The organism is Streptomyces sp. NPDC048416 (assembly GCF_043200435.1).
In the GTDB taxonomy this organism is placed as follows: Bacteria; Actinomycetota; Actinomycetes; order Streptomycetales; family Streptomycetaceae; genus Streptomyces.
Genome location: NZ_JBICXU010000004.1, coordinates 148,498 through 174,298, shown reverse-complemented (window position 1 = coordinate 174,298; position 25,801 = coordinate 148,498). Strand labels below are relative to the sequence as shown.

Genomic DNA, 25,801 nt, shown 5'->3' with positions numbered 1-25,801 from the left:
ATGGAAGCGTTCACCACCCACACCGGCCGGGCCGTGCCGCTGCGCCGCTCCAACGTCGACACCGACCAGATCATCCCGGCCCACTGGCTGAAGAAGGTCACCCGGGACGGGTTCGAGGACGGGCTCTTCGAGGCCTGGCGCAAGGACTCCGAGTTCGTTCTGAACAAGCCCGAGCGCAAGGGCGCCACGGTATTGGTGGCGGGCCCCGACTTCGGAACCGGCTCCTCGCGCGAGCACGCCGTGTGGGCCCTGCAGAACTACGGCTTCAAAACCGTGATCTCCTCCCGCTTCGCCGACATCTTCCGCGGCAACTCGCTGAAGAACGGGCTGCTCACCGTCGTTCTCGACCAGCACACCGTGGACGCCCTGTGGGCCCTCACCGAGCGCGATCCCGACGCCGAAATCACCGTTGACCTGCAGGATCGCCAGGTTCGCGCGGAAGGCGTCACGGCCGGCTTCGAACTCGACGAGAACGCCCGCTGGCGGCTTCTGAACGGCCTGGACGACATCTCGATCACGCTCCAGAACGAGCCGCAGATCTCCGCGTACGAGGCGCGCCGACCCGCCTTCAAGCCGAGCACGATCCAGGCCTGAACCGCCTATTGACCCCCCTTCGGCTGCATCGCGCCCCCTGATTTCCGGACCGGTTTCCGGGCAGGGGGCGCGTCGCGTTTTGGGGTACGGGGGTGACGTCAACTAGCCTTGTGCGCAGGGCGGATGGCCGGATAGTCGCTTGCGCGATCGGGGGATCGTACGGACGTCCAGAAGTCGCTGGATTCGCTCAGTTGCCCCCGCCGGAGGTGACAACTCGCCTCAGATGGCACAATCGACGCATGGAACGCGACAGCCAACTCAAGCTCTACAGGCTGGTGGCGGACCAACTCAAAGAAGCGCACACAACGGTGCGTGAACTGCAAGTCCCGGAGGGCGTACGGATGGCGCTGTCCCGGAAGCTGCTGGTCATAACAGCGGCTGCCAAACACGATCTCGCCGATGCGGCAAGACGTCTGGACCGGTTGATGAAGGACCTCGACGAGGGCCGATTCCCCGAAGGCGACTGAGCCGTAAGGAACTCGGCAAGAGCCGACTTCGTTGCGGCACTAGGGTGATTAGCCCGTTTCGTGTTTGATTTGCGGTATATATCTGCCTAACGTGCGAAAAGGCCTGGACGCTTTCGCTCAGGCAATGTCTCCGAAGGGGAAGACGTGAACAAGGCGCAGCTCGTAGAAGCGATTGCCGACAAGGTCGGCGGCCGTCAGCAGGCCGCGGACGCGGTGGACGCGGTGCTGGACGCGATCGTCCGTGCGGTCGTCGCCGGCGACCGCGTCTCGGTCACCGGTTTCGGCTCGTTCGAGAAGGTCGACCGCCCGGCCCGCTACGCCCGCAACCCGCAGACGGGTGAGCGCGTACGGGTCAAGAAGACCTCGGTTCCGCGCTTCCGTGCGGGTCAGGGCTTCAAGGACCTCGTCGCGGGCTCGAAGAAGCTCCCGAAGAACGACGTGGCCGTCAAGAAGGCGCCCAAGGGCAGCCTCTCGGGCGGTACTTCCACCCGCACCACCGTCAAGAAGGCCGCGGCCAAGAAGGCCACGACCGCCAAGAAGGCCACCGCCAAGAAGACGGCAGCGGTGAAGTCGACCGCGGCCAAGACCACGGCGGCCAAGAAGACCACCGCGAAGAAGGCCACCGCCAAGACGGCGACGGCCACGGCCAAGAAGGCGGCTCCGGCCAAGAAGGCCACGACCGCCAAGAAGGCCACCGCGAAGAAGACCGCGCCCGCCAAGAAGGCCGTCGCGAAGAAGGCGCCCGCGAAGAAGACCACGGCGCGCAAGACCACCGCCAAGAAGGCGACCGCTCGCAAGAAGTAGTCACCAGCGGCAAGGCTCAAGCGCCGGGCCGGGCTCCCCTCGGGGAGACCCGGCCCGCGGCCGTTTCGGGGCCGAGCAGCCCGCGCGGCGGGGCTCAGAAGGTCTGCAACGTCACCAGCGTGATACGAGGCGCGGTGGTGGGCCCCTCGGTCTCGATGCGGACCCGCTGGCCGGGCCTCAGCAGCCGCAGACCGCCCGCGTCGAAGGCGGGAGCCCCGAATTCCACCGGAGTGCCGTCGTCGAGCAGCACACTGCCGCTGCGGGTCTCGGGGTCGTATGTGTACGCGGTCGCCTGCATACCCGCAGCCTAATGCCCCCGTACGGGGTCCAGGGCGCCCCACAGGGCCGCGGTGGCCGGGCCGACGCCCAGGGCGAGCGCGGCGCGCAGATCCGCTCCCGTATCGACGTCCCTGCGCACCGACTCCACCCCGTCGAGCAGGATTTCGGCGGCCCCCGACGCGCCGTGGGCGGCCCGGGAGGGGCCACCGAATGCCGGGTTCAAATCGAGGGGGGCAACGGCGGAAAGGAAAGTCGTGCCGATTCCCGCGGCGTCCGCGAGAAAAGCACGCGGGAATGCGCCGGCCGCGGCGAGCACCCGGCCCAGTTCGGCGGGGCGCAGCGCCGGCAGGTCCGCGTTCAACGCGGCCACCGCGAGCGCCGCCCCGCGTGAGCGCACCCGGCGGGCCCCGTGCGCGAGCGCGGCGTTGAGGCCGGCGCCGGGGGAGTCGGGCACGATGCGCGCGCCGATCGCGGCCAGCTCCGCGCCGGCCTGCCGATCGTCCGTGACGACTGCCACATCACGTACCCGCGGGCAGGCGAGCGCAGCCGCCACGGTGTCGAGCGCGAACGCCAGGGCGAACCGCGGCCGGTGCGCGTCTCCCACCGCGGCCGTCAACCGGCTCTTGGCCAGCGCCAAGGGCTTCAGCGGGATGACGAGGGACCAGCGGGCGGCTGTGGCGGTGTTCGTGGCGTCCCCTCCGTCCGGGCAGCGCCCCGGCCCGTCCGGGCGGCGGCGGGCTTCATTGTCACCCGCCCGGAGGGTCGCTGTCCGGGCCGGGGCGTACGGTGTTCTCGACAGACCATGGGCCCGGGGCGCCACGTGCCCCCGCCGCCGAGCAGGGTCGGTTCCCCGGGTCCCACAAGGGCCCGGCAGGGCCAACAGAGGAAGGTGTCCGAGTGTCCCGCCGCAGAATCGGCTTCTGGTACCGCCTGGCGGCGGTCATCTCAAAACCGCCGCTGGTCGTTCTGTTCAAGCGGGACTGGCGGGGAATGGAGAACATTCCTTCCGACGGCGGATTCATCACCGCCATCAATCACAACTCGTATCTGGACATGTTCTCGTACGGACATTTCCAATACAACACGAGGCGTGTGCCCCGATTCCTGGCGAAGGCCGCGCTTTTCAAGGCGCCGGTCGTCGGGACCCTGCTGCGTGGCACGGGCCAGATTCCCGTCTACCGCGAGTCCACCACCGCCGTCGGCGCCTTCCGCGCCGCCGTGGATGCGGTGGAGCGCGGTGAATGCGTGGCCTTCTACCCCGAAGGCACCCTGACCCGCGACCCGCACCAGTGGCCGATGACCGCGAAGACCGGCGTCGCGCGGGCCGCCCTGATGACCCGGGCGCCCGTCATCCCGGTCGCCCAGTGGGGCGCCAACTTGGCGATGCCGCCGTACGCCAAGGAGAAGAAGGTCCGCTTCTTCCCGCGCAAGACCCTTCAGGTGAAGGCCGGTCCGCCGGTCGACCTCGACCGGTTCTACGACAAGGAGCCGACACCCGAGGTGCTCAGGGAGGTGACCGAGACCATCATGGCCGCGATCACCTCGATCCTGGAGGAGCTGCGGGGCGAGCAGGCCCCCGCGAAGCCGTACGATCTGCGCGAAGTCCGCGCGCGCCAGCGCCGCGAGGCCGCCCGGGAGGACACCAAGTGACGCACGGCACCACCAAGGCAGCGGTGTTCGGGACCGGTTCGTGGGGCACGGCGTTCGCCATGGTCCTCGCCGACGCGGGCTGCGAGGTGACCCTGTGGGCACGCCGCCCCGACCTCGTCGAAGCGGTCAACTCCACCCGCACCAACCCGGACTACCTGCCCGGCATCGAGCTGCCCGCGTCCGTACGGGCCACCACCGACCCCGCAGAGGCCGCGGCCGGCGCCGACTTCACGGTCCTCGCCGTCCCCTCGCAGACGCTGCGCGACAACCTCGCCGCGTGGGCGCCCCTGCTGGCACCCGACACCGTGCTCGTCTCCCTCATGAAGGGCGTCGAACTCGGCACCGCCAAGCGGATGAGCGAGGTCGTCGCCGAGGTCGCCAAGGTGTCCGACGACCGTGTCGCCGTGGTCACCGGGCCCAACCTGGCCAAGGAGATCGCCAAACGGATGCCGGCCGCGGCCGTCGTCGCCTGCCGCGACGAAGCCGTCGCCCAGCGCCTCCAGGCCGCCTGCCACACCCCGTACTTCCGCCCGTACACCAACACCGACGTCGTCGGCTGCGAACTGGGCGGCGCCGTCAAGAACGTCATCGGTCTCGCGGTCGGCATCGCCGACGGCATGGGCCTCGGCGACAACGCCAAGGGCTCGCTCATCACCCGCGGCCTCGCCGAAACCACCCGGCTGGGCCTCGCGATGGGCGCCGACCCGCTGACGTTCTCCGGGCTCGCCGGCCTCGGCGACCTCGTCGCCACCTGCTCCTCGCCCCTGTCGCGCAACCACACCTTCGGCACCAACCTCGGCAAGGGCATGACGCTCCAGGAGACCATCGCGGTCACCAAGCAGACCGCCGAAGGCGTCAAGTCCTGTGAATCCGTGCTGGATCTGGCCCGCAGGCACGGCGTCGACATGCCCATCACGGAGACCGTCGTCGGCATCGTCCACGAGGGCAAGCCGCCGGTCGTCGCCCTCAAGGAGCTGATGTCACGCAGCGCCAAGGCCGAGCGCCGGTGACGCACCGGGCCCCGTGGCAGTGGCCGCGGGGCTTCGAACGGGTACCCTCAACGCGATATGAGCAGCGAGAACCTCCCCCAGAGCCCTGAGAAGCAGCCCCGCAAGCCGCGGGTGGCCGTGGTGTTCGGCGGCCGCAGTTCGGAACACGGCATCTCGGTCGTGACCGCCGGCGCCGTGCTGCGCGCCATCGACCGTACGAAGTACGACGTGCTGCCCATCGGCATCACGACGGACGGCCGCTGGGCGCTCACCGCCGACGAGCCGGAGCGGATGGCCATCAGCGACCGGCGCACCCCGAGCGTCGAGGAGCTGGCCGAGTCCCCCGAGGGCGGCGTGGTCCTGCCCGTGGACCCGGGCAGCCGTGAAGTCGTCTACACCGAGCCCGGTTCGGTGCCCAAGGCGCTGGGCGAGGTCGACGTCGTCTTCCCCGTGCTGCACGGCCCCTACGGCGAGGACGGCACCCTCCAGGGTCTCCTGGAGCTGTCCGGCATCCCGTACGTCGGCGCGGGTGTCCTCGCCTCGGCCGTCGGCCAGGACAAGGAGTACATGAAGCGCGTCTTCACCTCCTTCGGGCTGCCCGTCGGGCCCTACCTGGTGGTGCGCCCGCGCGAGTGGGAGCAGGACGAGAAGGCCGCCCGCCAGCGCATCGCCGACTTCGCCGGTGAGCACGGCTGGCCGCTGTTCATCAAGCCGTCCCGGGCCGGTTCCTCGTTCGGCATCACCAAGGTCGACTCCTTCGACGGCCTGGACGAGGCCATCGCCGAGGCCCGCCGCCACGACCCCAAGTTCATCGTCGAGTCGCTGCTGCGCGGCCGCGAGATCGAGTGCGGTGTCCTGGAGTTCGAGGACGGGCCGCGGGCGAGCGTGCCCGCCGAGATCCCGCCGGTGACCGCGCACGACTTCTACGACTTCGAGGCCAAGTACATCGACTCGGCGGCCGGCATCGTGCCCGCGCCGATCGGCGACGAGGCCACCGCCGAGGTGCGGCGCCTCGCCGTCGAGGCGTTCGAGGCGGCGTCCTGCGAGGGCCTGGTCCGCGCGGACTTCTTCCTTCAGGACAACGGCGAGTTCGTCATCAACGAGATCAACACGATGCCGGGCTTCACGCCCATCTCGATGTACCCGCGCATGTGGCAGGAGAGCGGCGTCGCGTACGCGGACCTCGTCGACAAGCTCATCCAGGCGGCGCTGCGCCGCCCCACGGGCCTGCGCTGAGCGCTCTGCCGGGAGACGGGAGGGGCGCGGCGAGCGCGGGAGGTCCATGACCGGCCGCCCGCGCGCCGCGGGGCCGCGCTCCACGCGCCGGACGTTCCCGGTCCCGTCAGACGGTCTTCGGGACGGCCTTGGCCATGGGGGCGGCGAAGGCCTGGAGCAGGGACGCGTCGTTGGCGTACCGGGTCCCCGTCAGAAGCTCGACGTAGGGGTCCCGGTACTGGCTGATGAAGCGGGGACCCTGGTCACGCTTCTGCACCGTCCAGTCGATGCCGTCCACACCGATACCGGGAAGCGTCGGATCCGACATCTCGTCGGGGCGCGGGATGCCGCAGCGCAGTACGATCTCCGCGTCCCCGTCTCCCCACCGGGCCGTCAGCGGCGAGTCCGGGGTGGGATCGTGCCGCTTCTGCCCGGCCACGGTGTCGGGCAGCAGCTTGTCGAGGGCCGCGCAGGCGGCCGCCTCCTTGGCGGACGGCGAGGGAACCGCCACCGTCGCGGTGGCGTCGGACGAAGAACAGCCCGCGACCGCCAGGACGGCGACCGCGGGCAGGAAGAGAAGCGGCCGGCGGCGAGAAGAAGTCACCGGCCCAGGGTAAGCGGGGGCTACAGATGGACGACCGGGCAGGTCAGGGTTCGGGTGATGCCGTCCACTTGCTGGACCTTGGCGACCACCATGCGACCGAGTTCATCGACGGTCTCGGCCTGGGCCCGCACGATCACGTCGTACGGCCCGGTGACGTCTTCGGCCTGGATGACTCCCGCGAGCTCTGCGATGGCCTCGGCGACTGTCGACGCCTTGCCCACCTCGGTCTGAATGAGGATGTACGCCTGTACCACGGAACCTCCAGGGCGGCCACGAGGATCATGTGGGGGAGAGAAAGAGACGCCACGGTACCGCGTCGCCCCGCGCGACGGGGAGACCCGCGCGACCGGCCGCCCGCGCCGAGCCGTGAGAACGGCCACGAAGTTGACGTATGTGTTGACGGTACCCACGCCCGAGGCCGCTCGCGACCGCAAGCGCACCGGGCCGATGGGGTACGACGATGAGAGGTGGGACACGGTGAAAGGCACTGTGGGCGAGTTGGGGGAGTTCGGGCTCATCAGGGAGCTGACCTCCCGGCTCACCACCACCCCCGCGGTCAGGCTGGGGCCCGGCGACGACGCCGCGGTCGTGACCGCACCCGACCGCAGGGTGGTCGCCAGCACGGACGTCCTCCTGGAGGGACGGCACTTCCGGCGCGACTGGTCGACGGCGTACGACGTCGGGCGCAAGGCCGCCGCACAGAACTTGGCCGACATCGCCGCGATGGGCGCGGTGCCCACCGCGGTGCTGCTCGGCCTCGTCGTGCCGGCCGAACTCCCGGTCACCTGGCCCACCGAGCTGATGGACGGCATCCGCGACGAGTGCCAGGTGGCGGGCGCGGCCGTGGTCGGCGGTGACGTGGTGCGCGGCGACACCATCACCGTGGCCATCACCGCGCTGGGTGATCTGCGCAACCACGAGCCGGTGACCCGGGCCGGCGCCCAGCCGGGCGACGTCGTCGCCGTGACGGGCTGGCTCGGCTGGTCGGCCGCCGGCTACGCGGTGCTCTCGCGCGGCTTCCGCTCGCCGCGCGCCTTCGTCGAGGCACACCGGCGCCCCGAGCCCCCGTACCACGCGGGCCCCGCGGCGGCCGGGCTCGGCGCCACCGCCATGACCGACGTCAGCGACGGCCTGGTCGCCGACCTCGGGCACATCGCCGAGTCCAGCAAGGTCCGCATCGACCTGCGCTCCGGCCTCATCGACATCCCGACGCAGATGAGCGACATCGGCCAGGCCGTCGGCGTCGACCCGCTGCAATGGGTGCTCACCGGCGGCGAGGACCACGCGATCGTCGCCACGTTCCCGCCGGACGTGAAGCTGCCGGCGCGCTGGAAGGTGATCGGCGAGGTCCTGAACCCGTCCGCGCTGCCCACCGTCACCGTGGACGGCGCGCCCTGGACCAGCAAGGGCGGCTGGGACCACTTCGGGGACGATTCCGCGTGATCCCCCGCGTGATCCCCCGCGTGCTGACCGTCGCCGGATCCGACTCCGGCGGCGGCGCGGGCATCCAGGCCGACCTCAAGACGATGCTGGCGCTCGGCGTGCACGGCATGAGCGTGATCACGGCCGTCACCGCGCAGAACTCGCTGGGCGTCCAGGGCGCCTGGGAGCTGCCGGTGGAGGCGGTACGGGCCCAGTACCGGGCCGTCGTCGACGACATCGGCGTGCAGGCCGTCAAGACCGGGATGCTGTCGTCGGCGCCCCTCGTCGAGGCCGTGGCAGACCTGCTCGCCGCCACCGGGGTGCCGGTCGTCGTGGACCCGGTCGGCGTCTCCAAGCACGGCGACCCGCTGCTCGCCGCCGAAGCCCTCGACTCCGTACGCACCGCGCTGCTGCCCACCGCGACCGTCGCCACGCCCAACCTGGACGAGGTGACGCAGCTCACCGGTGTGCGGGTGGCGGACGAGGACGGGATGCGCCGGGCGGCCGATGCGGTCCTGGCGTTCGGGCCGCGGTGGGCGCTCATCAAGGGCGGACACTTCCCCGGCGACGCGCTCGACCTGCTGAGCGACGGCCACGAGGAACACTGGCTGCGCGCGCCCCGCCTGGACAACCGGCACACCCACGGCACGGGCTGCACGCTCGCGTCCGCCATCGCATCGGGCCTCGCCAGGGGGCGCACCGTCCCGGAGGCGGTGCGCGCGGCCAAGGAGTACGTCACGGGCGCCATCGGCGCGGGGTTCGCGCTCGGCGCCGGCATCGGGCCCGTCGATCACGGCTGGCGCTCGCGGTAACGGGTCCGGCCCCGGGGCACCGCGCCCCGCGGCCCGCGCAGCGCTCCCGGGTACGGCAAAAAGCCGGCCCACCGAGGTGGACCGGCTTTTCAAGGCAACCGCAGGGGCTGCGCTACGACAGACGTCGCAATTAGCGCGAGACCTTGCCGGCCTTGATGCACGAGGTGCAGACGTTGAGCCGCTTCGGCGTCCGACCGACCACGGCACGCACACGCTGGATGTTCGGGTTCCAGCGACGAGACGTACGGCGGTGCGAGTGCGAAATGTTGTTGCCGAAGCCCGGCCCCTTGCCGCAGACGTCGCAGTTGGCAGCCACGGGTCACTCCAAAAGCTTCAGATGCATTAAATGCACTTACAGTGAAAACCGGCGCACCGGAATCAGAGATCTGAAGTGGCTTGCCGGGGGAATCGGCCCGACTCTCGCCGGGCAACCGAAGCAGCATACAACGCCTGCTCCTGAGATACGAAACTACCACGGTCCCGGCCGCCCCCGCCCCGGCCCCCGGCCCGCACCGGGTCTACCCTGCGGGTTCGGCCGCGTCCCGTGCGCCGCCCCGCCACGCAAGGAGGACCACCAGGTGCCGCAGACCCTCGATGCCGTCGCGGTACGCGGCTGGTGCGCGCTGGCACTCGACGCGCTGGGCCGGGACCGCGAGGCGATCGACGCGATCAACGTGTACCCGGTCGCCGACGGGGACACCGGCACCAACCTCTATCTGACGATGGAATCCGCGGCGCAGGCCGTCGAAGCCGTCTTCGCCGCCTACCCCCAGCCCCCCGTGTACGCGGGCGTCCCGCCCACCACCGACGTCGTACGGGCCATGGCGCACGGCGCGCTGATCGGCGCCCGCGGCAACTCCGGCACGATCCTCGCCCAGCTCCTGCGGGGCATGGCCGAGGTCGTCCAGGACGACGGGGACCTGGCCGCGGCGCTGGACAGGGCCGCGGCCGCCGCCTACCTCGCGGTCGCCCACCCCGTCGAAGGCACGGTCTTGACGGTGGCGACGGCGGCCGCCACGGCGGCGCGCACCGCGAACGGCACCCCGGCCGCGGTGGCGCAGGCCGCCTACGCCGGCGCCCGTGACGCCCTGGACGCGACGCCCTCGCAGCTCGCCGCCCTCGGACGCGCGGGCGTGGTGGACGCGGGCGGGCGGGGCCTGGTCACCGTGCTGGGCGCCCTGGTCCAGGCGCTGTCGGGCGAGGCCCCGACGGCGCGCAGGGACGCACCGGTGCCGGTGCCGGTGCTGGACTGTCCGGCCGAGGCCGAGACGGCGGGCCCCGCCTTCGAGGTGATCTACCTCCTGGAGGCCGACGACGCGGCCGTCGACCGGCTGCGGGCCCGGCTCGACCGGCTCGGCGACTCCCTGGTCGTCGTGGGCGGCGACGGGCTCTGGAACGTCCATGTGCACGTCGACGACGCGGGCGCCGCCGTGGAGGCGGGGGTCGAGGCGGGCCGGCCGTACCGGATCCGCATCACGCACTTCGAGCAGCAGGCCGCCGTCGAGCCCCCCAGGGAACAGGCCCAGCGGGCCGTGGTCGCCGTCGTGCCCGGCGAGGGCCTGGCCGGGCTCTGCGCCGATGCCGGGGCCACCACCGTGCTCGCCCGGCCCGGCGAGCCCCCGGCCAGCGGCGAACTCGTCGAGGCGATCCGGCGCGCACACGCCCGCGAGGTCGTGCTGCTGCCGAACGACGCCGAGCTGCGCCACACGGCGGCCGCCGCCGTCGAACAGGCGAGGGCCGAGGGCATCAGGGTCGCGCTCATCCCCACAAGGGCCGCCGTCCAGGGCATCGCGGCGCTCGCCGTGCACGCCCCCGACCGGCGCTTCGACGAGGACGTGGTCGCGATGACCTCCGCGGCCGGCGCCACCCGCCACGCCGAACTGGCCGTCGCCGAACGGCAGTCGTGGACGATGGCCGGGGTCTGCCAGGCCGGGGACGTGCTCGGCCTCATCGACGGCGACGTGGTCGTCATCGGCCAGGATCTGGCGGACACGGCCCGTACCGTCCTCGACCGGATGCTGGCGGCGGGCGGCGAACTCGTCACCCTCGTCCTCGCCGCCGACGCCCCGCCGGAGCTGGCCGCACTGCTCGAATCCCACGTCGGCAAGGCGCACTTGGCGGTGGACACGGTCGTGTACGAGGGGGGCCGCCAAGGGGTCCCGTTGCTGATCGGCGTCGAGTAGCCGCCCGCCCGGCGCGGCCTGGCCGGCCCCGTCGTGCGGATCCCGCGACGCGGGGGTGACCCGCGGTTGTCCACAGGTTTTGGCGCACTGTCAGTGCGGTGGTGTGCAATGGATCGCGTGCCTGCGCTCGAAGAACCACTGAAGAAGCTGCTCGGCGGACCCACCGCGAAGGTGATGGCCGAGCACCTCGACCTGCACACGGTCGGCGACCTCCTGCACCACTACCCGCGGCGCTACGAGGAGCGCGGCCAGCTCACCAAGCTGGCCGAGCTGCCGCTGGACGAGGACGTGACGGTCGTCGCCCAGGTCGCCGACGCCCGGGTGCACACCTTCAACGGAGGGCGCGGCCAGCGCCTGGAGATCACCATCACCGACGGCAGCGGCCGGCTCCAATTGGTGTTCTTCGGACGCGGCATCCACAAGCCGCACAAGGAACTGCTGCCCGGCAGCCGCGCGATGTTCGCCGGCAAGGTGTCGATGTTCAACCGGCGCATGCAGCTCGCCCACCCCACATACGCGAAGCTGGGCGCGGACGCGGCCGAGGCGGACGACACGGTCGACATCGACTCGTGGGCCGGCGCCCTCATCCCGATCTACCCGGCCTGCAAGGGCCTGGAGTCCTGGAAGATCGCCAAGGCGGTCGACGCGGTCCTGCCCAGCGCCCAGGAGGCCGTCGACCCGCTGCCCGAGACCCTGCGCGAGGGGCGCGGCTTCGTCCCCCTGCCCGAAGCGCTGCTCAAGGTCCACCGGCCACATACGAAGGCCGACATCGAGGACGCGCGCCGGCGTCTGAAGTGGGACGAGGCGTTCGTCCTCCAGGTGGCGCTCGCCCGCCGACGGCACGCGGACGGCCAACTCCCCGCCGCAGCAAGGCGACCCGTGCCCGGCGGCCTGCTCGACGCCTTCGACGCCAAGCTGCCCTTCACTCTGACCGAAGGGCAGGAGAAGGTCTCCGAGGAGATCTTCGACGACCTGGCGACCGAGCATCCGATGCACCGCCTGCTCCAGGGCGAGGTCGGCTCCGGAAAGACGATGGTCGCGCTGCGCGCCATGCTCGCCGTGGTCGACGCGGGCGGCCAGGCCGCGATGCTCGCGCCCACCGAGGTCCTGGCCCAGCAGCACCACCGCTCGATCACCGAGATGATGGGGGAGCTCGCCGAGGGCGGCCTGCTCGGCGGCGCCGAGCTCGGCACCAAGGTCGTGCTGCTCACCGGGTCCATGGGGATGCCCGCCCGGCGCCAGGCCCTGCTCGACCTGGTCACCGGCGAGGCGGGCCTGGTCATCGGCACGCACGCCCTGATCGAGGACAAGGTGCAGTTCCACGACCTGGGCCTGGTGGTCGTCGACGAGCAGCACCGCTTCGGCGTCGAGCAGCGCGACGCCCTGCGCGGCAAGGGCAAACAGCCCCCGCACCTGCTCGTCATGACGGCAACACCGATCCCGCGCACGGTCGCCATGACGGTCTTCGGCGACCTGGAGACCTCCGTACTCGACCAGCTGCCCGCCGGGCGCTCGCCCATCGCCAGCCATGTCGTGCCCGCCCAGGACAAGCCGCACTTTTTGGCCCGCGCCTGGGAGCGGGTGCGCGAGGAGGTCGACAAGGGGCATCAGGCGTACGTGGTGTGCCCGCGCATCGGGGACGATGAGGAGGAGGCCAAGACCGCCAAGGGCAAGAAGAAGGCGGAGGAGGCGGAGACCGCCGACAAGCGGCCGCCGCTCGCCGTGACCGAGATCGCCGAGCAGCTGAAGAAGGGTCCGCTCCAGGGGCTGCGCACCGAGATCCTGCACGGCAGGATGCAGCCCGACGACAAGGACGACGTGATGCGCCGCTTCGGCGCCGGCGAGGTCGACGTCCTGGTCGCCACGACCGTCATCGAGGTCGGTGTGAACGTGCCGAACGCCACCGCGATGGTGATCATGGACGCGGACCGGTTCGGCGTCTCCCAGCTCCACCAGCTGCGCGGCCGCGTCGGCCGTGGCTCCGCGCCCGGCCTGTGCCTGCTCGTCACCGACATGCCTGAGGCAAGCCCGGCCAGGGCCCGCCTCAACGCCGTCGCGTCCACGCTCGACGGCTTCGAGCTCTCCCGCATCGACCTCGAACAGCGCCGCGAGGGCGATGTGCTGGGCCAGGCCCAGTCCGGAGTGCGCTCCTCACTGCGGATGCTCACCGTCATCGAGGACGAGGACGTCATCGCCGCCGCCCGCGAGGAAGCCGTCACGGTCGTCGCCGCCGACCCGGAGCTGGCGGGCCATCCCGCGCTGCGCACCGCCCTGGACGCCCTGCTCGACAAGGACCGCGAGCAGTACCTCGACAAGGGCTGAGAGACTGGGGGAGCACATCCGACGCATGAACCTCATACATTTCATGAACCTCATGAACCCCCTGGCCATGGACAAGGACTGAGATGACCCGCGTGATCGCCGGCCGGGCCGGTGGCCGCCGCCTCGCCGTACCGCCGGGCACCGGCACCCGCCCCACGTCCGACCGGGCGCGCGAGGGGCTTTTCTCCACCTGGGAGTCGCTGCTCGGCTCGCTCGACGGCATCCGGATCGCCGATCTGTACGCGGGCTCAGGAGCCGTGGGCCTGGAAGCGCTCTCCCGGGGCGCCGCCCACGCCCTGCTCGTCGAGGCCGACGCCCGCGCCGCGCGCACCGTCCGCGACAACGTGGCCGCATTGAAGCTCCCCGGCGCCGAGGTGCGTACCGGCAAAGCGGAACAGATCGTCACAGGCCCGGCGCCCGCCGACCCCTACGACGTGGTGTTCCTCGACCCTCCCTACGCCGTGACCGATGACGATCTCCGCGAGATCCTGCTCACACTCCGCCGCGGGGGCTGGCTCGAAGCGGACTGCCTCGTCACCGTGGAGCGCAGCACACGAGGCGGGGAATTCGGCTGGCCCGAAGGATTCGAAGCACTGCGGGCCCGTCGTTACGGCGAAGGAACGCTTTGGTACGGTCGCGCCGCCTCCACGTGCGAAGACGCACCGCGAGACACCCCATGACCGGACCGGAGAGCGAGGGACATCAGATGCGCCGCGCCGTCTGTCCGGGGTCCTTTGACCCCATCACCAACGGACACCTCGACATCATCGCCCGCGCCTCCCGTCTGTACGACGTCGTACATGTCGCGGTGATGATCAATCAGTCGAAGAAGGGCCTGTTCACCGTCGAGGAGCGGATCGACATGATCCGCGAGGTGACGGCCGACTTCGGCAACGTGGAGGTCGAGTCCTTCCACGGCCTGCTCGTCGACTTCTGCAAACAGCGGGACATCCCCGCGATCGTCAAGGGCCTCCGGGCCGTCAGCGACTTCGACTACGAGTTGCAGATGGCCCAGATGAACAACGGCCTCTCCGGCGTGGAGACCCTGTTCGTGCCCACCAACCCGACGTACAGCTTCCTGTCGTCCTCGCTGGTCAAGGAGGTCGCGACCTGGGGCGGAGACGTCTCTCATCTGCTACCGGCCACCGTCCACGAGGCCCTGGTCGCCCGGCTCGCCCGGACGTGAGCATCTGACAGGCCGTCACCCGGTGTCGGGCGGGCGCCGACTGGCCTTACAGTCGTCCCGTCCGTCTCCAATCCGTTAGAAGAGTGGCGATCACCGGTGGACGTGCAGAAGAAGCTCGACGAGATCGTCGAGGCGGTCGGCAGCGCCCGGTCCATGCCCATGTCGGCCTCGTGCGTGATCAACCGCGCGGAGCTCCTGGCGATGCTGGAAGAGGTGCGCCAGGCCCTGCCCGACTCGCTAGCCCAGGCCCAGGAGCTGATCGGCGGCCGCGAGCAGATGGTCGAGCAGGCCCGCCAGGAGGCCGAGCGGATCATCGAGTCCGCGCACGCCCAGCGCGGCACGCTGATCTCCGACACCGCCGTCGCCCGCCAGTCCCAGGACGAGGCGGACCGGATCCTGGACGAGGCCCGCAGGGACGCCGAGGAGATCCGCGCCGAGGCCGACGACTACGTCGACTCCAAGCTGGCGAACTTCGAGGTCGTCCTCACGAAGACCATCGGCTCGGTCGACCGGGGCCGCGAGAAGCTGCTCGGCCGCGGCCCGGGCCTGGACGAGCAGGGCCGCGCCGACGAGGACGCCCCCGAGTACAGCGCGGACCCGCAGACGCTGATCCACCGCGCGGACGAGTACGTCGACGCCAAGCTGGGCGCCTTCGAGGCGGTGCTCGCCAAGACGCTCGACGCGGTCGGCCGCGGCCGCCAGAAGCTGCACGGCCGCATCGCCACCGACGACCTCGGCGCCCACATGGCCGCGCAGGACGCCGCCGGGGATCTGCACCAGCACACCAGCGACGCGGACTACCTGGCCGGTCTCGCCGGCCCGGCCGAGCCCGCGCCCGCCGAGCCCGCACCGGTCGCCGCGCACGCCGTCGAGGCGCACATCCCGGCCCAGCAGCAGCCCCCGCTGTACGACCCCTACGGCTACCAGCAGCCGCAGCAGGACCCGTACGGCTACCCGTCGCAGGCCCAGCAGCAGGAGCAGTACGCGCAGTACGGGTACGCCCAACAGGATCCGTACGCCTACGACCAGAGCCAGCAGCACTACTCCGGCGCGGGCACCGGCTCCACCGGGGCGGCCGACGCCGGGCACTACGGCGCGCAGCCCCAGCACCAGCCTTCGCACCAGCCGCAGCAGGCCGCGCTCGACGAGACCAGCCTCTTCGACACCAGCATGATCGACCTGGACCAGCTGCGTGCCTACGAACAGGGCCACGGGCACAACCGGCCCTGACGCTCAGCGGCCCCGGGCGCCCCGCGAGCGGCGGGGCCGAGGGGCGAAGAGGGCCGGATTGGGTCTATGGCGGCCGGTCCAGTATCCTGGCTCTTCGGTCGCGCGTACGTCCGCGATCCAAGCTGCCCGATTCGCTCAGCGAAGCCGGTGGCAGCCACCCCACGATCTCGAAAGCAGGAAGAGCCCTGAGCACGCGCCTCGACCACCGCAATCCCCTCGTGTTCGACACACACGAGCTGGGACGGCGTCCCGGTGCGCTCCAGCGGCTCTCCCGCACCGTGGAGGCCCCGAAGGAACTCGGGATCCCCGAGGTCATCCACGTGCCCGAGGGCAGGCCCGTGGACATCGAGCTCCGCCTGGAGTCGGTCATGGAAGGGGTGCTTGTCACAGGCACCGCCCGTGCATCGGCCGACGGGGAGTGCGTAAGGTGTCTGGAGCCGCTTCAGCAGGATGTTGAAGTGGACTTCCAGGAAATGTTCTCGTACCCCGACACCGACGACCGGGGCCGCCACAAGGCAGCCGCGGACGACGATGCCGAGGACGACGAGGACATGATTCCGCTTGAGGACGGCATGTTCGACCTTGAGCCTTTGCTGCGTGACGCGGTGGTGCTCGCACTGCCGATGCAGCCGGTGTGCCGGGAGGACTGCCCGGGGCTGTGTTCCGAATGCGGAGCGCGCCTGGCGGACGACCCGGAACACCACCATGACGCCGTCGACATTCGTTGGGCGGCATTGCAGGGACTCGCCGGGACCATCCAGGACGGCGAGAAGGACAACATGAGCGGCACTGCGTCTGACGTGCAGGATGCCGCCGAGAAGCAGGAGAAGTAGCCGTGGCTGTTCCGAAGCGGAAGATGTCGCGCAGCAACACGCGCCACCGCCGGTCGCAGTGGAAGGCTGCGGTCCCCACCCTGGTTGCGTGCGAGCGCTGCCATGAGCCGAAGCTCCAGCACATCGCGTGCCCGAGCTGCGGCACCTACAACAAGCGCCAGGTCCTCGAGGTCTGAGCGGCTGGTGAGAGGCCCGATGTCTGAGTCCAACGCCAAAAAGGCGGACAACAACACGGCCTCGTCCCACACGCTTCTGGAAGGGCGGCTCGGGTATCAACTTGAGTCCGCCCTTCTGGTGCGTGCGCTCACCCACCGTTCGTACGCGTACGAGAACGGCGGTCTGCCGACCAATGAGCGGCTGGAGTTCCTCGGGGACTCGGTGCTCGGTCTGGTCGTCACCGACACGCTGTACCGCACCCACCCCGACCTCCCGGAAGGCCAGCTGGCCAAGCTCCGGGCCGCGGTGGTCAACTCTCGTGCGCTCGCGGAGGTGGGCCGAGGGCTCGAACTCGGCTCCTTCATCCGGCTCGGCCGGGGCGAAGAGGGCACGGGCGGCCGGGACAAGGCATCCATCCTCGCCGACACCCTTGAAGCGGTGATCGGCGCGGTCTATCTCGACCAGGGTCTTGAGGCGGCGTCCGCGCTCGTCCACAAGCTGTTCGACCCCCTGATCGAGAAGTCCTCGAACCTCGGGGCCGGCCTGGACTGGAAGACCAGTCTCCAGGAGCTCACGGCGGCCGAAGGGCTCGGCGTTCCCGAGTACCTGGTCTCCGAAACCGGTCCTGACCACGAGAAGACCTTCACTGCTGCCGCCCGCGTCGGTGGTGTCTCGTACGGCACCGGCACCGGCCGCAGCAAGAAGGAAGCGGAGCAGCAGGCCGCGGAGTCGGCATGGCGGTCCATCCGGGCCGACGCCGACGAGCGGGCCAAGGCGGTGGCCGAGGCCCCCGTCGCCGTGACCGACGGCGGGTCGCCGACCCCCGCCGCCGGTGATTCGGCGGCCTGAGCCCTTTCCTTCGAACCCCCGCCCGGCGCACTTCGGTGCCCGGGCGGGGGCTTTTCCGCGTTCTGCGTCGGCGCGTGCCGGCGCGTGTCGGCCCAGGTCCGCCTGTGGCGGCCCATGCCGGCCCGCCCGGGGTCCGGCGCGGGCGCCCATCGGCTGCGGGGTAATCTGCGCGCATGCCTGAGCTGCCCGAAGTCGAAGTCGTCCGGCGCGGTCTTGAACGCTGGGTGGCCGGGCGCACCGTCGCGGACGTCGAGGTGCTGCATCCCCGCGCCGTACGCCGCCACCTCGCCGGGGGCGACGATTTCGCGGCGCGGCTCAAGGGGCACCGGTTCGGCGTCGCGCAGCGGCGCGGCAAGTACCTGTGGCTGCCGCTGGCCGACACCGACGCGTCCGTACTGGGGCACCTCGGGATGAGCGGTCAGCTCCTCGTGCAGCCCGAGAGCGCTCCGGACGAGAAGCACCTGCGGATCCGGGTGAGGTTCCAGGACGACCTCGGCACCGAACTGCGCTTCGTCGACCAGCGCACCTTCGGCGGGCTCTCGCTGCACGACACCGCCGCCGGCGGCACGGACGGTCTTCCGGACGTCATCGCGCACATCGCCCGTGACCCGCTGGACCCCGCCTTCGACGACGAGGCCTTCTTCGTGGCGCTGCGACTGCGGCGCACCACGGTCAAGCGGGCACTGCTCGACCAATCGCTCATCAGCGGGGTCGGCAACATCTACGCCGACGAGGCCCTGTGGCGCGCGCGGCTGCACTACGACCGGCCGACCGCGACCCTGAACCGCCCCAAGGCGGCCGAACTCCTGGGCCACGCACGGGACGTGATGAACGCGGCGCTCGCCGTCGGCGGCACCAGCTTCGACAGCCTCTACGTCAACGTGAACGGCGAGTCCGGCTACTTCGAGCGCTCCCTCGACGCGTACGGCCGCGAGGGCGAGCCGTGCAGGCGCTGCGGGACGGCGATGCGCAGGCGGGCCTGGATGAACAGGTCGAGCTACTTCTGCCCGAAGTGTCAGAGGGCTCCGCGCGTCACGTCGTAGCGCTGCTGCGCCGCGAGCACCGCGGGCATCTCGCCCTCCACGAAGTGGATGAGCGACAGCAGCCGCTCGGCCACCTCGCGGCCCAGCGGGGTCAGCTCGTAGTCGACCCGCGGCGGGTTGGTGGGCTGTGCCTCGCGCAGCACGAGGCCGTCGCGCTCCAGTGAGTGCAGCGTCTGGGAGAGCATCTTCTCGCTGACCCCGTCGACCCTGCGGCGCAGTTCGTTGAAGCGGAAGCTCCCCTCGTACAGGGCGCCCAGGGTGAGGCTGCCCCAGCGGCCGGTGACGTCTTCCAGCGTGCGCCGCGAGGGGCAGGACTTGGCGAACACGTTGAACGCCAGGTCCGCACCGGGGGTGCCTTCGGCGCACGGTCCGGCCACGCGCTCCGCGACGACAGAGGTCTCATCCATGCAGCCAGCATACTCGCCCGCAGCGCCCCATTCAGGGTTGCGCTAACCAAAAGTTAGTGCTTACCTAGGTGCAGCGCCGCAGCGGGCAGCCGCCGCGGAACCGGCCCCCGGCCTCGCGTCCGTCCCGCCGCTTCTCCTCACCCTCAAGGGGATTTCCGCCGTGATCACTCCCGTCGTCTCGATCGCCCACCACTCCGGATACGGCCACACCGCCGTCCTGGCCGAAGCCGTCCGCGCGGGCGCCGCCGAGTCCGGAGCCACCGTCCACGTCATCACGGTCGACACCATGGCCGAGGCCGAGTGGGCGCTGCTCGACGCGTCCGACGCCATCGTCTTCGGCTCGCCCACCTACATGGGCACCGCTTCGGGCGCCTTCCACCAGTTCGCCGAGGCCACGTCCAAGCGCTGGTTCACAGACGCCTGGCAGGACAAGCTCGCGGCGGGCTTCACCAACTCCGGCTCCAAGAGCGGCGACAAGGGCCACACCCTCCAGTTCTTCCAGACCCTCGCCGCCCAGCACGGCATGCACTGGGTGAATCTCGGCCTCAAGCCGGGCTGGAACACCAGCACGGCCTCCGAGTACGACCTCAACCGGCTCGGCTTCTTCGGGGGCGTCGGCGCCCAGAGCAACACCGACCAGGGCCCCGAGGGTGTCCACAAGGCGGATGTGGCTACCGCCGAGCACCTGGGGCGCCGCATCGCCGAGACCGCCCGGATCTTCGCCGCCGGCCGCGCCGCCGCGAACGCCTGACCCGCAGGCCGCTCGTCGCGCTCCTGGTGACGCAGCCGAAAGAGCCCCCGCCTTCTGTCAGGCAGGGGCTCTTCCGTGCGCTCACTTCGCGCCCGCTCACTTCGCGCGCTCACGACACGAGCGGAACGCGTCCGCACGACACCGCGCGGACCACTGATCAGTAACCGAAGTCCTGTGTCCACCAGGGGCCACCGGGGCCGAAGTGCACTCCGACGCCCAGGGATTTGTACGAGCAGTTGAGGATGTTCGCACGGTGGCCGGGGCTGCTCATCCAGGCGTCCATCACGGCCTTGGCGTCGGCCTGGCCGCGGGCGATGTTCTCGCCGCCCAGACCCTGGACGCCGGCCCTGCCGGCCCGGTCCCACGGCGACCGGCCGTCCGGGTCGGTGTGGTCGAAGAACCCGCGGGCCGCCATGTCGTCGCTGAAGGCGGTCGCCAGCGAGCCGAGCGACGGGTCCGCCGTCACGGCGCTGCAACCCACCTGCGCGCGCTGCTGGTTGACCAGGGACATCACGGTCGCGGCGGCCGACACCTCGGCGCTCGGCACCTGGGCGCTCGGCGCCTGGGCGCTCGGCGCCTGGACGCGCTGCGAGGGGAGGATGCTCTGCGGAGCGCTCGGCGGCGCCGCCGGCGCGGAGGCCGGCTTCGAGGGGACGACGGCCGGGGCCGGGGCCTGCGCCTTCTTCCGCGGGGCCGAAGCGGACGGCGGGGCCGAGGGCGGGGTCGACGGAGTGGCCGAAGTGCTGGGGGAGGGGGCGGTCGACGGCGCGTGCGCGGCCTTGGCCGAATCCGAGGGCGTGGGCGCCGCACCGGTGGGCTTCTCCGACTCGCCGCCCTGCGGCCGCACATTGGGCGTGATGCTCGCCCGGGCCTGACCGCCCGCCGAGATGTCGCCGCCCACCTTGTACGTGCCGCCGCCCGGCAGCAGACCCGAGCTGACGGCCACCGCGCCCACGGCCACCGCGGCGGAGACGCCGAGCAGTCCGGTGCGCACCGGCACGATCAGCCGCTTCTTCCGGCGTGCTCCACCCCGGGACCTGCCGTCCGTACCCGCCGTGAAATCTGCGGGCGCGGGTTCGGCGGCGGAGCGACGATGGCGTCCCATCTGCTGTGCCTTCCTCAATGCCAATGAACAGGCCGTGGACAATGCCCTGGCCGCATTGCCCAAGGGCCTTGACCGGCCTCGAAATGATCAAATGGGCACTAACCCATACGGGTGAGGCTCATTTCGTCGCGACTGTACGCCATGACGCATGGGGGCGAAGTGCCGCGTGAGCAATTGGCCCGTTAGCGTGCACGTATGAACGAAGATGCGCACGACGCTGTCCGCGTCACGGCCTGGGTGCGCGGGCAAGTGCAACAAGTCGGCTTCCGCTGGTTCACCAGGGCACATGCTCTGGAGATCGGCGGCATCAGTGGGTTCGCCCTCAATCTGGACGACGGGCGCGTCCAGATCGTCGCCGAGGGGCCGCGTGAGAATTGCCACCGTCTGCTCGACTGGCTCCGCTCCGCCGACACACCGGGCCGCGTCGACGGGGTGACCGAGATCTGGGACACAGTGCGCGGCGGCTACGACGGCTTCGCCATCCGCTGACCCCGCGGCGCGTCCGCGCGGGGGCCGGCCGCGGTGACCCCCCGCGTCCGGCCCGGCACCCGGCGCTGACCTCGGACGATCTGCCTGTTGCCAACGCGCGCCCGGCGTGGAAGGCTGCGGAAGTAAGGATGATCTCCACGCCCCCAGGGCTCCGTGAAGAGGCAGCGACGCCGCGTTCAGCGGCCGCGCGCCCCCGGATTGCCCATGGATACGGGGCGTGATCGTGTTGACCGTCAAACTTTTTGGTGAGACTCTGGAAGCCCCGCGCACCTTAGCTGTTTGGCACGAAGAACCACAGTCAAGTCCAAGCACCGCGGGTGCGATTCCCTCACGACCCACACCGCTTCGGTCGGTCACTCAGTGTGGAGGACCATCCATCATGGCAAAGGCGCTTCTCGGTTACGTCGGCGGTTCCGACCCGCGACTCCTCGCCGAGATGCGACGGCTCCAGCAGCGCGTCCAGGACCTTGAGTCCGAGCTCAACCGGATTCAGTCCGAGAACGACGTGCTGTCCGCTGCCGCCGCTTCGCACCGCGGAGATTCGCTGCTCGAAGGCATCGACATCGACGTCCCGCAGGCGGAGCCCGCACTCACCTGATCCTGAGGTGAGAGAGGCTTCCGTCACTCTCGTCGAGATCGAGAGATCCGCAAGACCTGCAATGTATTGCAAGGGACGCTTCGGCGTCCCTTCTTTCTTTCCCCCGGTATCCCCCGGTGTCCCCGGCGTCACTGAGTTCTTCGCCTCCGGTGGCCTCCGGGCCGGCCGCCTTTCTCTCACGGTCTGATCTGCCCTGCACCTTCCTGGGCGAAACCGACAGCGAAAGGTAGAGTCCGGCGGCGTGCACCTCAAGGCCCTCACCCTGCGCGGATTCAAATCCTTCGCATCCGCGACCACCCTCAAGTTCGAACCGGGCATCACCTGCGTGGTGGGCCCCAACGGATCCGGCAAGTCCAATGTCGTGGACGCGCTGAGCTGGGTGATGGGTGAGCAGGGCGCCAAGTCGCTGCGCGGCGGAAAGATGGAGGACGTCATCTTCGCCGGAACGACCGGCCGCCCGCCGCTCGGCCGCGCCGAAGTCTCCCTCACCATCGACAATTCCGACGGCGCCCTGCCCATCGAATACGCCGAAGTCACCATCACGCGGATCATGTTCCGCAACGGCGGCAGCGAATACCAGATCAACGGCGACACCTGCCGGCTCCTCGACATCCAGGAACTGCTCTCCGACTCCGGCATCGGCCGCGAGATGCACGTGATCGTCGGCCAGGGCCGGCTCGACTCCGTCCTGCACGCCGACCCGATGGGGCGGCGCGCCTTCATCGAGGAGGCCGCGGGCGTCCTCAAGCACCGCAAGCGCAAGGAGAAGGCGCTGCGCAAGCTGGACGCGATGAAGGCCAACCTCGCCCGCGTCCAGGACCTCACCGACGAACTGCGCCGCCAGCTCAAACCACTGGGCCGCCAGGCCGCCGTCGCCCGTCGCGCCGCCGTCATCCAGGCCGACCTGCGCGATGCCCGGCTGCGACTGCTCGCCGACGACCTCGTACGGATGCGGGAGACGCTGAGCGCCGAGATCGCCGACGAGGCCGAGCTGCTGCGCCGCAAGGAGAGCGCGGATGCGGACCTCAAGGCGGCGCTCGCCCGCGAGGCCCACCTCGAAGAATCGGTGCGGCAGTTGGCGCCGCGGCTCCAGCGCGCCCAGCAGACCTGGTACGAACTGTCCCAGCTCGCCGAGCGGGTGCGTGGCACTGTCTCGCTCGCCGACGCCCGGGTCACCAGCGCGAGCGCCCAGCCCCCAGAGGAGCGGCGCGGACGCGAGCCGGAGGACATGGAGCGGGAGGCCGCCCGGATCCGCGAACAGGAGGCGGAGCTCGAAGCCGCCCTGGAAGCCGCCGAACACGCCCTTGAGGACACCAGCGCCCACCGCGCCGACCTCGAACGGGAACTCGCCGCCGAAGAACGGCGTTTGAAGGATGTCGCCCGCGCCGTCGCCGACCGGCGCGAGGGCCTGGCGCGGCTGCACGGCCAGGTCAACGCGGCGCGGAGCAGGGCGGGTTCCGCGCAGGCCGAGATCGACCGCCTCGCCGCGGCGCGCGACGAAGCGGGAGAGCGGGCGGCCCTCGCCCAGGCGGAGTACGAACAGCTCAAGGCCGAAGTCGACGGCCTCGAAGCCGACGACAGCGAGCTCGCCGACGCCCACGACGCCGCCAAGCGCGAGCTCGCCGGCGCCGAAGCCGCGCTCGGCGCCGCCCGCGAGGAGGCCACCGCCGCCGAACGCGAACGCGCCGCCGTCGCCGCCCGGCACGACGCCCTCGCCCTCGGCCTGCGCCGCAAGGACGGCACCGGCGCACTGCTCGGCGCCCGCGACGCGCTGACCGGGCTGCTGGGCCCCGCCGCCGAACTGCTCACCGTGACCCAGGGCCATGAGGTGCCGGTGGCCGCCGCCCTCGGGGCCGCCGCCGACGCCCTCGCGGTCAGCGGGCCCTCCGCGGCCGCCGAGGCCATCCGGATGCTGCGCAAACAGGACGCGGGTCGCGCCACGCTGCTGGTGAGCGGCGCCCCCGAGGACCACAACGCGCCGCCCGCGCGCGGCGACGGACCGCAGCGCGCCGCCGACCTGGTGCGCGGCCCCGCCGAACTGATGCCCGCCGTACGCAGGATGCTGCGCGACGTGGTGGTGGTCGCCACCCTGGAGGACGCCGAGGACCTGGTCTACGCGCGGCCCACGCTGACCGCCGTCACCGCCGAGGGCGATGTGCTCGGCGCCCACTTCGCGCACGGCGGCTCGGCGGGCGCGCCCAGCCTCCTTGAGGTACAGGCCGCCGTCGACGAGGCCGCCGCCGAGCTCGCCGACCTGGCCGTACGGTGTGAGGAGCTGGCCGGGGCGCAGCAGACCGCGGCGGAGCGGCGCGGTCAACTGGCCGCCGCTGTCGAGGAGTTGGCGGAGCGCAGGCGGGACGCCGAGAAGGCGCGGTCATCCGTCGCCCAGCAGCTCGGGCGCCTCGCAGGCCAGGCCCGCGGCGCGGCCGGTGAGGCCGAGCGGACCGCGGCGGCCGCCGCCCGTGCCCAGGACGCCCTGGAGAAGGCCACCGAAGAGGCCGAGGAGCTGGCGGAACGGCTCCTCGTCGCCGAGGAGACACCCGTCGAGGAGGAGCCCGACACCTCGGTACGGGACCGGCTCGCCGCCGACGGCGCCAACGCCCGCCAGACCGAAATGGAGGCCCGCCTCCAGGCCCGTACGCACGAGGAGCGCGTCAAGGCGCTCGCCGGGCGGGCCGAAGCCCTGGACCGCGGGGCCCGCGCCGAACGCGAGGCGCGGGCCAGGGCCGAGCAGCGGCGCGCCCGGCTGCGGCACGAGGCGGCCGTCGCCGAAGCCGTCGCGTCGGGCGCCCGCACCCTGCTCGCCCACGTCGAGGTCTCGCTGGTGCGGGCCGAGCGGGAGCGGGCCGACGCCGAGTCCGCGAAGGCCGCGCGCGAGCAGGAGCTGACCGCGGCCCGCGGCGCCGGCCGGGACCTGAAGGCGGAGCTCGACAAACTCACTGATTCAGTTCACCGCGGCGAGGTACTAGGAGCAGAGAAGCGGCTGCGCATCGAGCAGCTGGAGACCAGGGCGCTGGAGGAGCTGGGGGTCGAGCCGGCCGGGCTCGTGGCCGAGTACGGGCCCGGTCGGCCGGTGGCCCCCTCCCCGCCCGCCGAGGGAGAGGAACTGCCGGATGACCCGACGCACCCGCGCAACCAGCCGGTCCCGTACGTGCGTGCCGAGCAGGAGAAGCGGCTCAAGGCAGCCGAACGGGCGTACCAGCAGCTCGGAAAGGTCAACCCGCTCGCCCTTGAGGAGTTCGCGGCCCTGGAGGAGCGCCACCAGTTCCTTTCCGAGCAGCTGGCAGACCTCAAGAAGACCCGGACCGACCTCCTTCAAGTCGTGAAGGAGGTCGACGAGCGGGTGGAGCAGGTCTTCACCGAGGCCTACCGCGACACGGCGAAGGAGTTCGAGGGTGTCTTCTCGCGGCTCTTCCCGGGCGGCGAGGGCCGGCTGATCCTGACCGATCCCGGCAACATGCTCACCACCGGGATCGACGTCGAGGCACGTCCGCCGGGCAAGAAGGTCAAGCGGCTGTCGCTGCTCTCGGGCGGCGAGCGATCGCTGACCGCGGTGGCGCTGCTGGTCGCCATCTTCAAGGCCAGGCCCAGCCCGTTCTATGTGATGGACGAGGTCGAGGCCGCCCTCGACGACACCAACCTCCAGCGGCTGATCCGGATCATGCAGGAGCTCCAGGAGTCCTCGCAGCTGATCGTGATCACGCACCAGAAACGGACCATGGAGGTGGCCGACGCGCTGTACGGCGTCTCCATGCAGGGCGACGGCGTCTCCAAGGTCATCAGCCAGCGGCTCCGCTGAACCGGGCCTGTCCC

The 25,801-nt window shown here is 71.2% G+C and carries 28 protein-coding genes; 21 read left to right on the top strand and 7 right to left on the bottom strand.

The window, feature by feature from the left end; genetic code table 11:
* The 3 genes from leuD (at position 1) to ACGFW5_RS07380 (ending at position 1,865) form a co-directional block, all read left to right on the top strand.
* Positions 1-594 carry a 3-isopropylmalate dehydratase small subunit gene (leuD, locus tag ACGFW5_RS07390; protein ID WP_393833217.1) on the top strand — a complete coding sequence of 198 codons (594 nt, stop codon included), beginning with the start codon at positions 1-3 and terminating at the stop codon, positions 592-594.
* Between the two features lie 239 nt (positions 595-833).
* Entirely contained in the window at positions 834-1,061 is a 228-nt protein-coding gene (locus ACGFW5_RS07385) for a hypothetical protein (protein ID WP_393833216.1), read from the top strand.
* Between the two features lie 144 nt (positions 1,062-1,205).
* Positions 1,206-1,865, top strand: coding sequence for an HU family DNA-binding protein (locus tag ACGFW5_RS07380; protein ID WP_393833215.1), 660 nt, complete (start codon positions 1,206-1,208; stop codon positions 1,863-1,865).
* A 94-nt stretch (positions 1,866-1,959) separates the two neighbouring features.
* Here the strand turns inward: ACGFW5_RS07380 and ACGFW5_RS07375 are convergent, their stop codons facing one another.
* Both ACGFW5_RS07375 and cofC read right to left on the bottom strand, forming a co-directional pair.
* Complete coding sequence (locus tag ACGFW5_RS07375; protein ID WP_393833214.1) at positions 1,960-2,163, bottom strand: hypothetical protein; 204 nt, start codon at positions 2,161-2,163, stop codon at positions 1,960-1,962.
* 9 nt (positions 2,164-2,172) lie between these two features.
* A complete protein-coding gene (gene cofC, locus ACGFW5_RS07370; RefSeq protein ID WP_393833396.1) occupies positions 2,173-2,796 on the bottom strand; it encodes a 2-phospho-L-lactate guanylyltransferase in 624 nt (207 codons plus the stop codon).
* Positions 2,797-3,041: 245 nt separating this feature from the next.
* On the opposite strand from cofC, the gene ACGFW5_RS07365 reads away from it, so the two are divergent.
* Genes ACGFW5_RS07365 through ACGFW5_RS07355 form a run of 3 tightly spaced genes read left to right on the top strand, consistent with a single transcriptional unit; the run spans position 3,042 to position 6,019 of the window.
* A complete protein-coding gene (locus ACGFW5_RS07365; RefSeq protein WP_393833213.1) occupies positions 3,042-3,794 on the top strand; it encodes a lysophospholipid acyltransferase family protein in 753 nt (250 codons plus the stop codon).
* Positions 3,791-4,804 carry an NAD(P)H-dependent glycerol-3-phosphate dehydrogenase gene (locus ACGFW5_RS07360; RefSeq protein ID WP_393833212.1) on the top strand — a complete coding sequence of 338 codons (1,014 nt, stop codon included), beginning with the start codon at positions 3,791-3,793 and terminating at the stop codon, positions 4,802-4,804. Before ACGFW5_RS07365 ends, ACGFW5_RS07360 begins: the two co-directional genes overlap by 4 nt.
* Before the next feature lie 57 nt (positions 4,805-4,861).
* The gene (locus ACGFW5_RS07355; protein WP_393833211.1) at positions 4,862-6,019 is read left to right on the top strand and encodes a D-alanine--D-alanine ligase family protein; all 1,158 of its coding nucleotides are present in this window, start codon (positions 4,862-4,864) and stop codon (positions 6,017-6,019) included.
* A 106-nt stretch (positions 6,020-6,125) separates the two neighbouring features.
* Here the strand turns inward: ACGFW5_RS07355 and ACGFW5_RS07350 are convergent, their stop codons facing one another.
* Both ACGFW5_RS07350 and ACGFW5_RS07345 read right to left on the bottom strand, forming a co-directional pair.
* Positions 6,126-6,602 carry a DUF3515 domain-containing protein gene (locus ACGFW5_RS07350; RefSeq protein ID WP_393833210.1) on the bottom strand — a complete coding sequence of 159 codons (477 nt, stop codon included), beginning with the start codon at positions 6,600-6,602 and terminating at the stop codon, positions 6,126-6,128.
* A 20-nt stretch (positions 6,603-6,622) separates the two neighbouring features.
* The gene (locus ACGFW5_RS07345; RefSeq protein WP_120721180.1) at positions 6,623-6,856 is read right to left on the bottom strand and encodes an Lrp/AsnC family transcriptional regulator; all 234 of its coding nucleotides are present in this window, start codon (positions 6,854-6,856) and stop codon (positions 6,623-6,625) included.
* A 223-nt stretch (positions 6,857-7,079) separates the two neighbouring features.
* Between ACGFW5_RS07345 and ACGFW5_RS07340 the strand changes: the two genes are divergently transcribed.
* Positions 7,080-8,045: a thiamine-phosphate kinase gene (locus ACGFW5_RS07340; protein ID WP_393833209.1), complete on the top strand. Its 966-nt coding sequence runs from the start codon at positions 7,080-7,082 to the stop codon at positions 8,043-8,045.
* A gap of 8 nt (positions 8,046-8,053) precedes the next feature.
* Positions 8,054-8,836 (top strand): bifunctional hydroxymethylpyrimidine kinase/phosphomethylpyrimidine kinase, encoded by a 783-nt coding sequence (gene thiD, locus ACGFW5_RS07335; protein ID WP_393833208.1) that lies wholly within the window; start codon positions 8,054-8,056, stop codon positions 8,834-8,836.
* 130 nt (positions 8,837-8,966) lie between these two features.
* On the opposite strand, the gene rpmB is transcribed toward thiD, so the two are convergent.
* Entirely contained in the window at positions 8,967-9,152 is a 186-nt protein-coding gene (rpmB, locus tag ACGFW5_RS07330) for a 50S ribosomal protein L28 (protein WP_003957616.1), read from the bottom strand.
* Between the two features lie 262 nt (positions 9,153-9,414).
* Here rpmB and ACGFW5_RS07325 point away from each other — a divergent pair, with 262 nt between their 5' ends.
* From ACGFW5_RS07325 to mutM, 9 genes are all read left to right on the top strand, one after another.
* A complete protein-coding gene (locus tag ACGFW5_RS07325) occupies positions 9,415-11,019 on the top strand; it encodes a DAK2 domain-containing protein (protein WP_393833207.1) in 1,605 nt (534 codons plus the stop codon).
* Positions 11,020-11,127: 108 nt separating this feature from the next.
* Positions 11,128-13,341 (top strand): ATP-dependent DNA helicase RecG, encoded by a 2,214-nt coding sequence (gene recG, locus ACGFW5_RS07320; protein WP_393833206.1) that lies wholly within the window; start codon positions 11,128-11,130, stop codon positions 13,339-13,341.
* Between the two features lie 83 nt (positions 13,342-13,424).
* Positions 13,425-14,021: a 16S rRNA (guanine(966)-N(2))-methyltransferase RsmD gene (gene rsmD, locus ACGFW5_RS07315; protein WP_393833205.1), complete on the top strand. Its 597-nt coding sequence runs from the start codon at positions 13,425-13,427 to the stop codon at positions 14,019-14,021.
* Between the two features lie 26 nt (positions 14,022-14,047).
* Complete coding sequence (gene coaD / locus ACGFW5_RS07310; RefSeq protein ID WP_393833395.1) at positions 14,048-14,527, top strand: pantetheine-phosphate adenylyltransferase; 480 nt, start codon at positions 14,048-14,050, stop codon at positions 14,525-14,527.
* 96 nt (positions 14,528-14,623) lie between these two features.
* A complete protein-coding gene (locus ACGFW5_RS07305) occupies positions 14,624-15,757 on the top strand; it encodes an ATP synthase F0 subunit B (RefSeq protein ID WP_393833204.1) in 1,134 nt (377 codons plus the stop codon).
* Between the two features lie 185 nt (positions 15,758-15,942).
* Complete coding sequence (locus tag ACGFW5_RS07300) at positions 15,943-16,590, top strand: YceD family protein (RefSeq protein WP_393833394.1); 648 nt, start codon at positions 15,943-15,945, stop codon at positions 16,588-16,590.
* A gap of 2 nt (positions 16,591-16,592) precedes the next feature.
* Entirely contained in the window at positions 16,593-16,766 is a 174-nt protein-coding gene (gene rpmF / locus ACGFW5_RS07295) for a 50S ribosomal protein L32 (RefSeq protein WP_007493396.1), read from the top strand.
* A 19-nt stretch (positions 16,767-16,785) separates the two neighbouring features.
* The gene (gene rnc / locus ACGFW5_RS07290; protein ID WP_393833203.1) at positions 16,786-17,595 is read left to right on the top strand and encodes a ribonuclease III; all 810 of its coding nucleotides are present in this window, start codon (positions 16,786-16,788) and stop codon (positions 17,593-17,595) included.
* Positions 17,596-17,768: 173 nt separating this feature from the next.
* Positions 17,769-18,638, top strand: a complete 870-nt coding sequence (gene mutM, locus ACGFW5_RS07285) for a bifunctional DNA-formamidopyrimidine glycosylase/DNA-(apurinic or apyrimidinic site) lyase (RefSeq protein ID WP_393833202.1) — start codon at positions 17,769-17,771, stop codon at positions 18,636-18,638.
* On the opposite strand, the gene ACGFW5_RS07280 is transcribed toward mutM, so the two are convergent.
* On the bottom strand, positions 18,611-19,045 hold the full coding sequence (locus ACGFW5_RS07280) for a winged helix-turn-helix transcriptional regulator (protein WP_393833201.1): 435 nt from the start codon (positions 19,043-19,045) through the stop codon (positions 18,611-18,613). The two genes, mutM and ACGFW5_RS07280, sit on opposite strands and share 28 nt — an antisense overlap.
* A gap of 160 nt (positions 19,046-19,205) precedes the next feature.
* Between ACGFW5_RS07280 and ACGFW5_RS07275 the strand changes: the two genes are divergently transcribed.
* Entirely contained in the window at positions 19,206-19,796 is a 591-nt protein-coding gene (locus ACGFW5_RS07275) for a flavodoxin family protein (RefSeq protein WP_393833200.1), read from the top strand.
* A 157-nt stretch (positions 19,797-19,953) separates the two neighbouring features.
* On the opposite strand, the gene ACGFW5_RS07270 is transcribed toward ACGFW5_RS07275, so the two are convergent.
* The gene (locus tag ACGFW5_RS07270; RefSeq protein WP_393833199.1) at positions 19,954-20,901 is read right to left on the bottom strand and encodes a CAP domain-containing protein; all 948 of its coding nucleotides are present in this window, start codon (positions 20,899-20,901) and stop codon (positions 19,954-19,956) included.
* 195 nt (positions 20,902-21,096) lie between these two features.
* Here ACGFW5_RS07270 and ACGFW5_RS07265 point away from each other — a divergent pair, with 195 nt between their 5' ends.
* The 3 genes from ACGFW5_RS07265 to smc all read left to right on the top strand — a co-directional run bounded on the left by ACGFW5_RS07265 (position 21,097) and on the right by smc (position 25,787).
* Positions 21,097-21,390, top strand: coding sequence for an acylphosphatase (locus ACGFW5_RS07265; RefSeq protein WP_393833198.1), 294 nt, complete (start codon positions 21,097-21,099; stop codon positions 21,388-21,390).
* Between the two features lie 379 nt (positions 21,391-21,769).
* Complete coding sequence (locus ACGFW5_RS07260) at positions 21,770-21,988, top strand: hypothetical protein (RefSeq protein ID WP_053727915.1); 219 nt, start codon at positions 21,770-21,772, stop codon at positions 21,986-21,988.
* Between the two features lie 241 nt (positions 21,989-22,229).
* The gene (gene smc, locus ACGFW5_RS07255; protein WP_393833197.1) at positions 22,230-25,787 is read left to right on the top strand and encodes a chromosome segregation protein SMC; all 3,558 of its coding nucleotides are present in this window, start codon (positions 22,230-22,232) and stop codon (positions 25,785-25,787) included.
* Positions 25,788-25,801 lie beyond the last annotated feature (14 nt).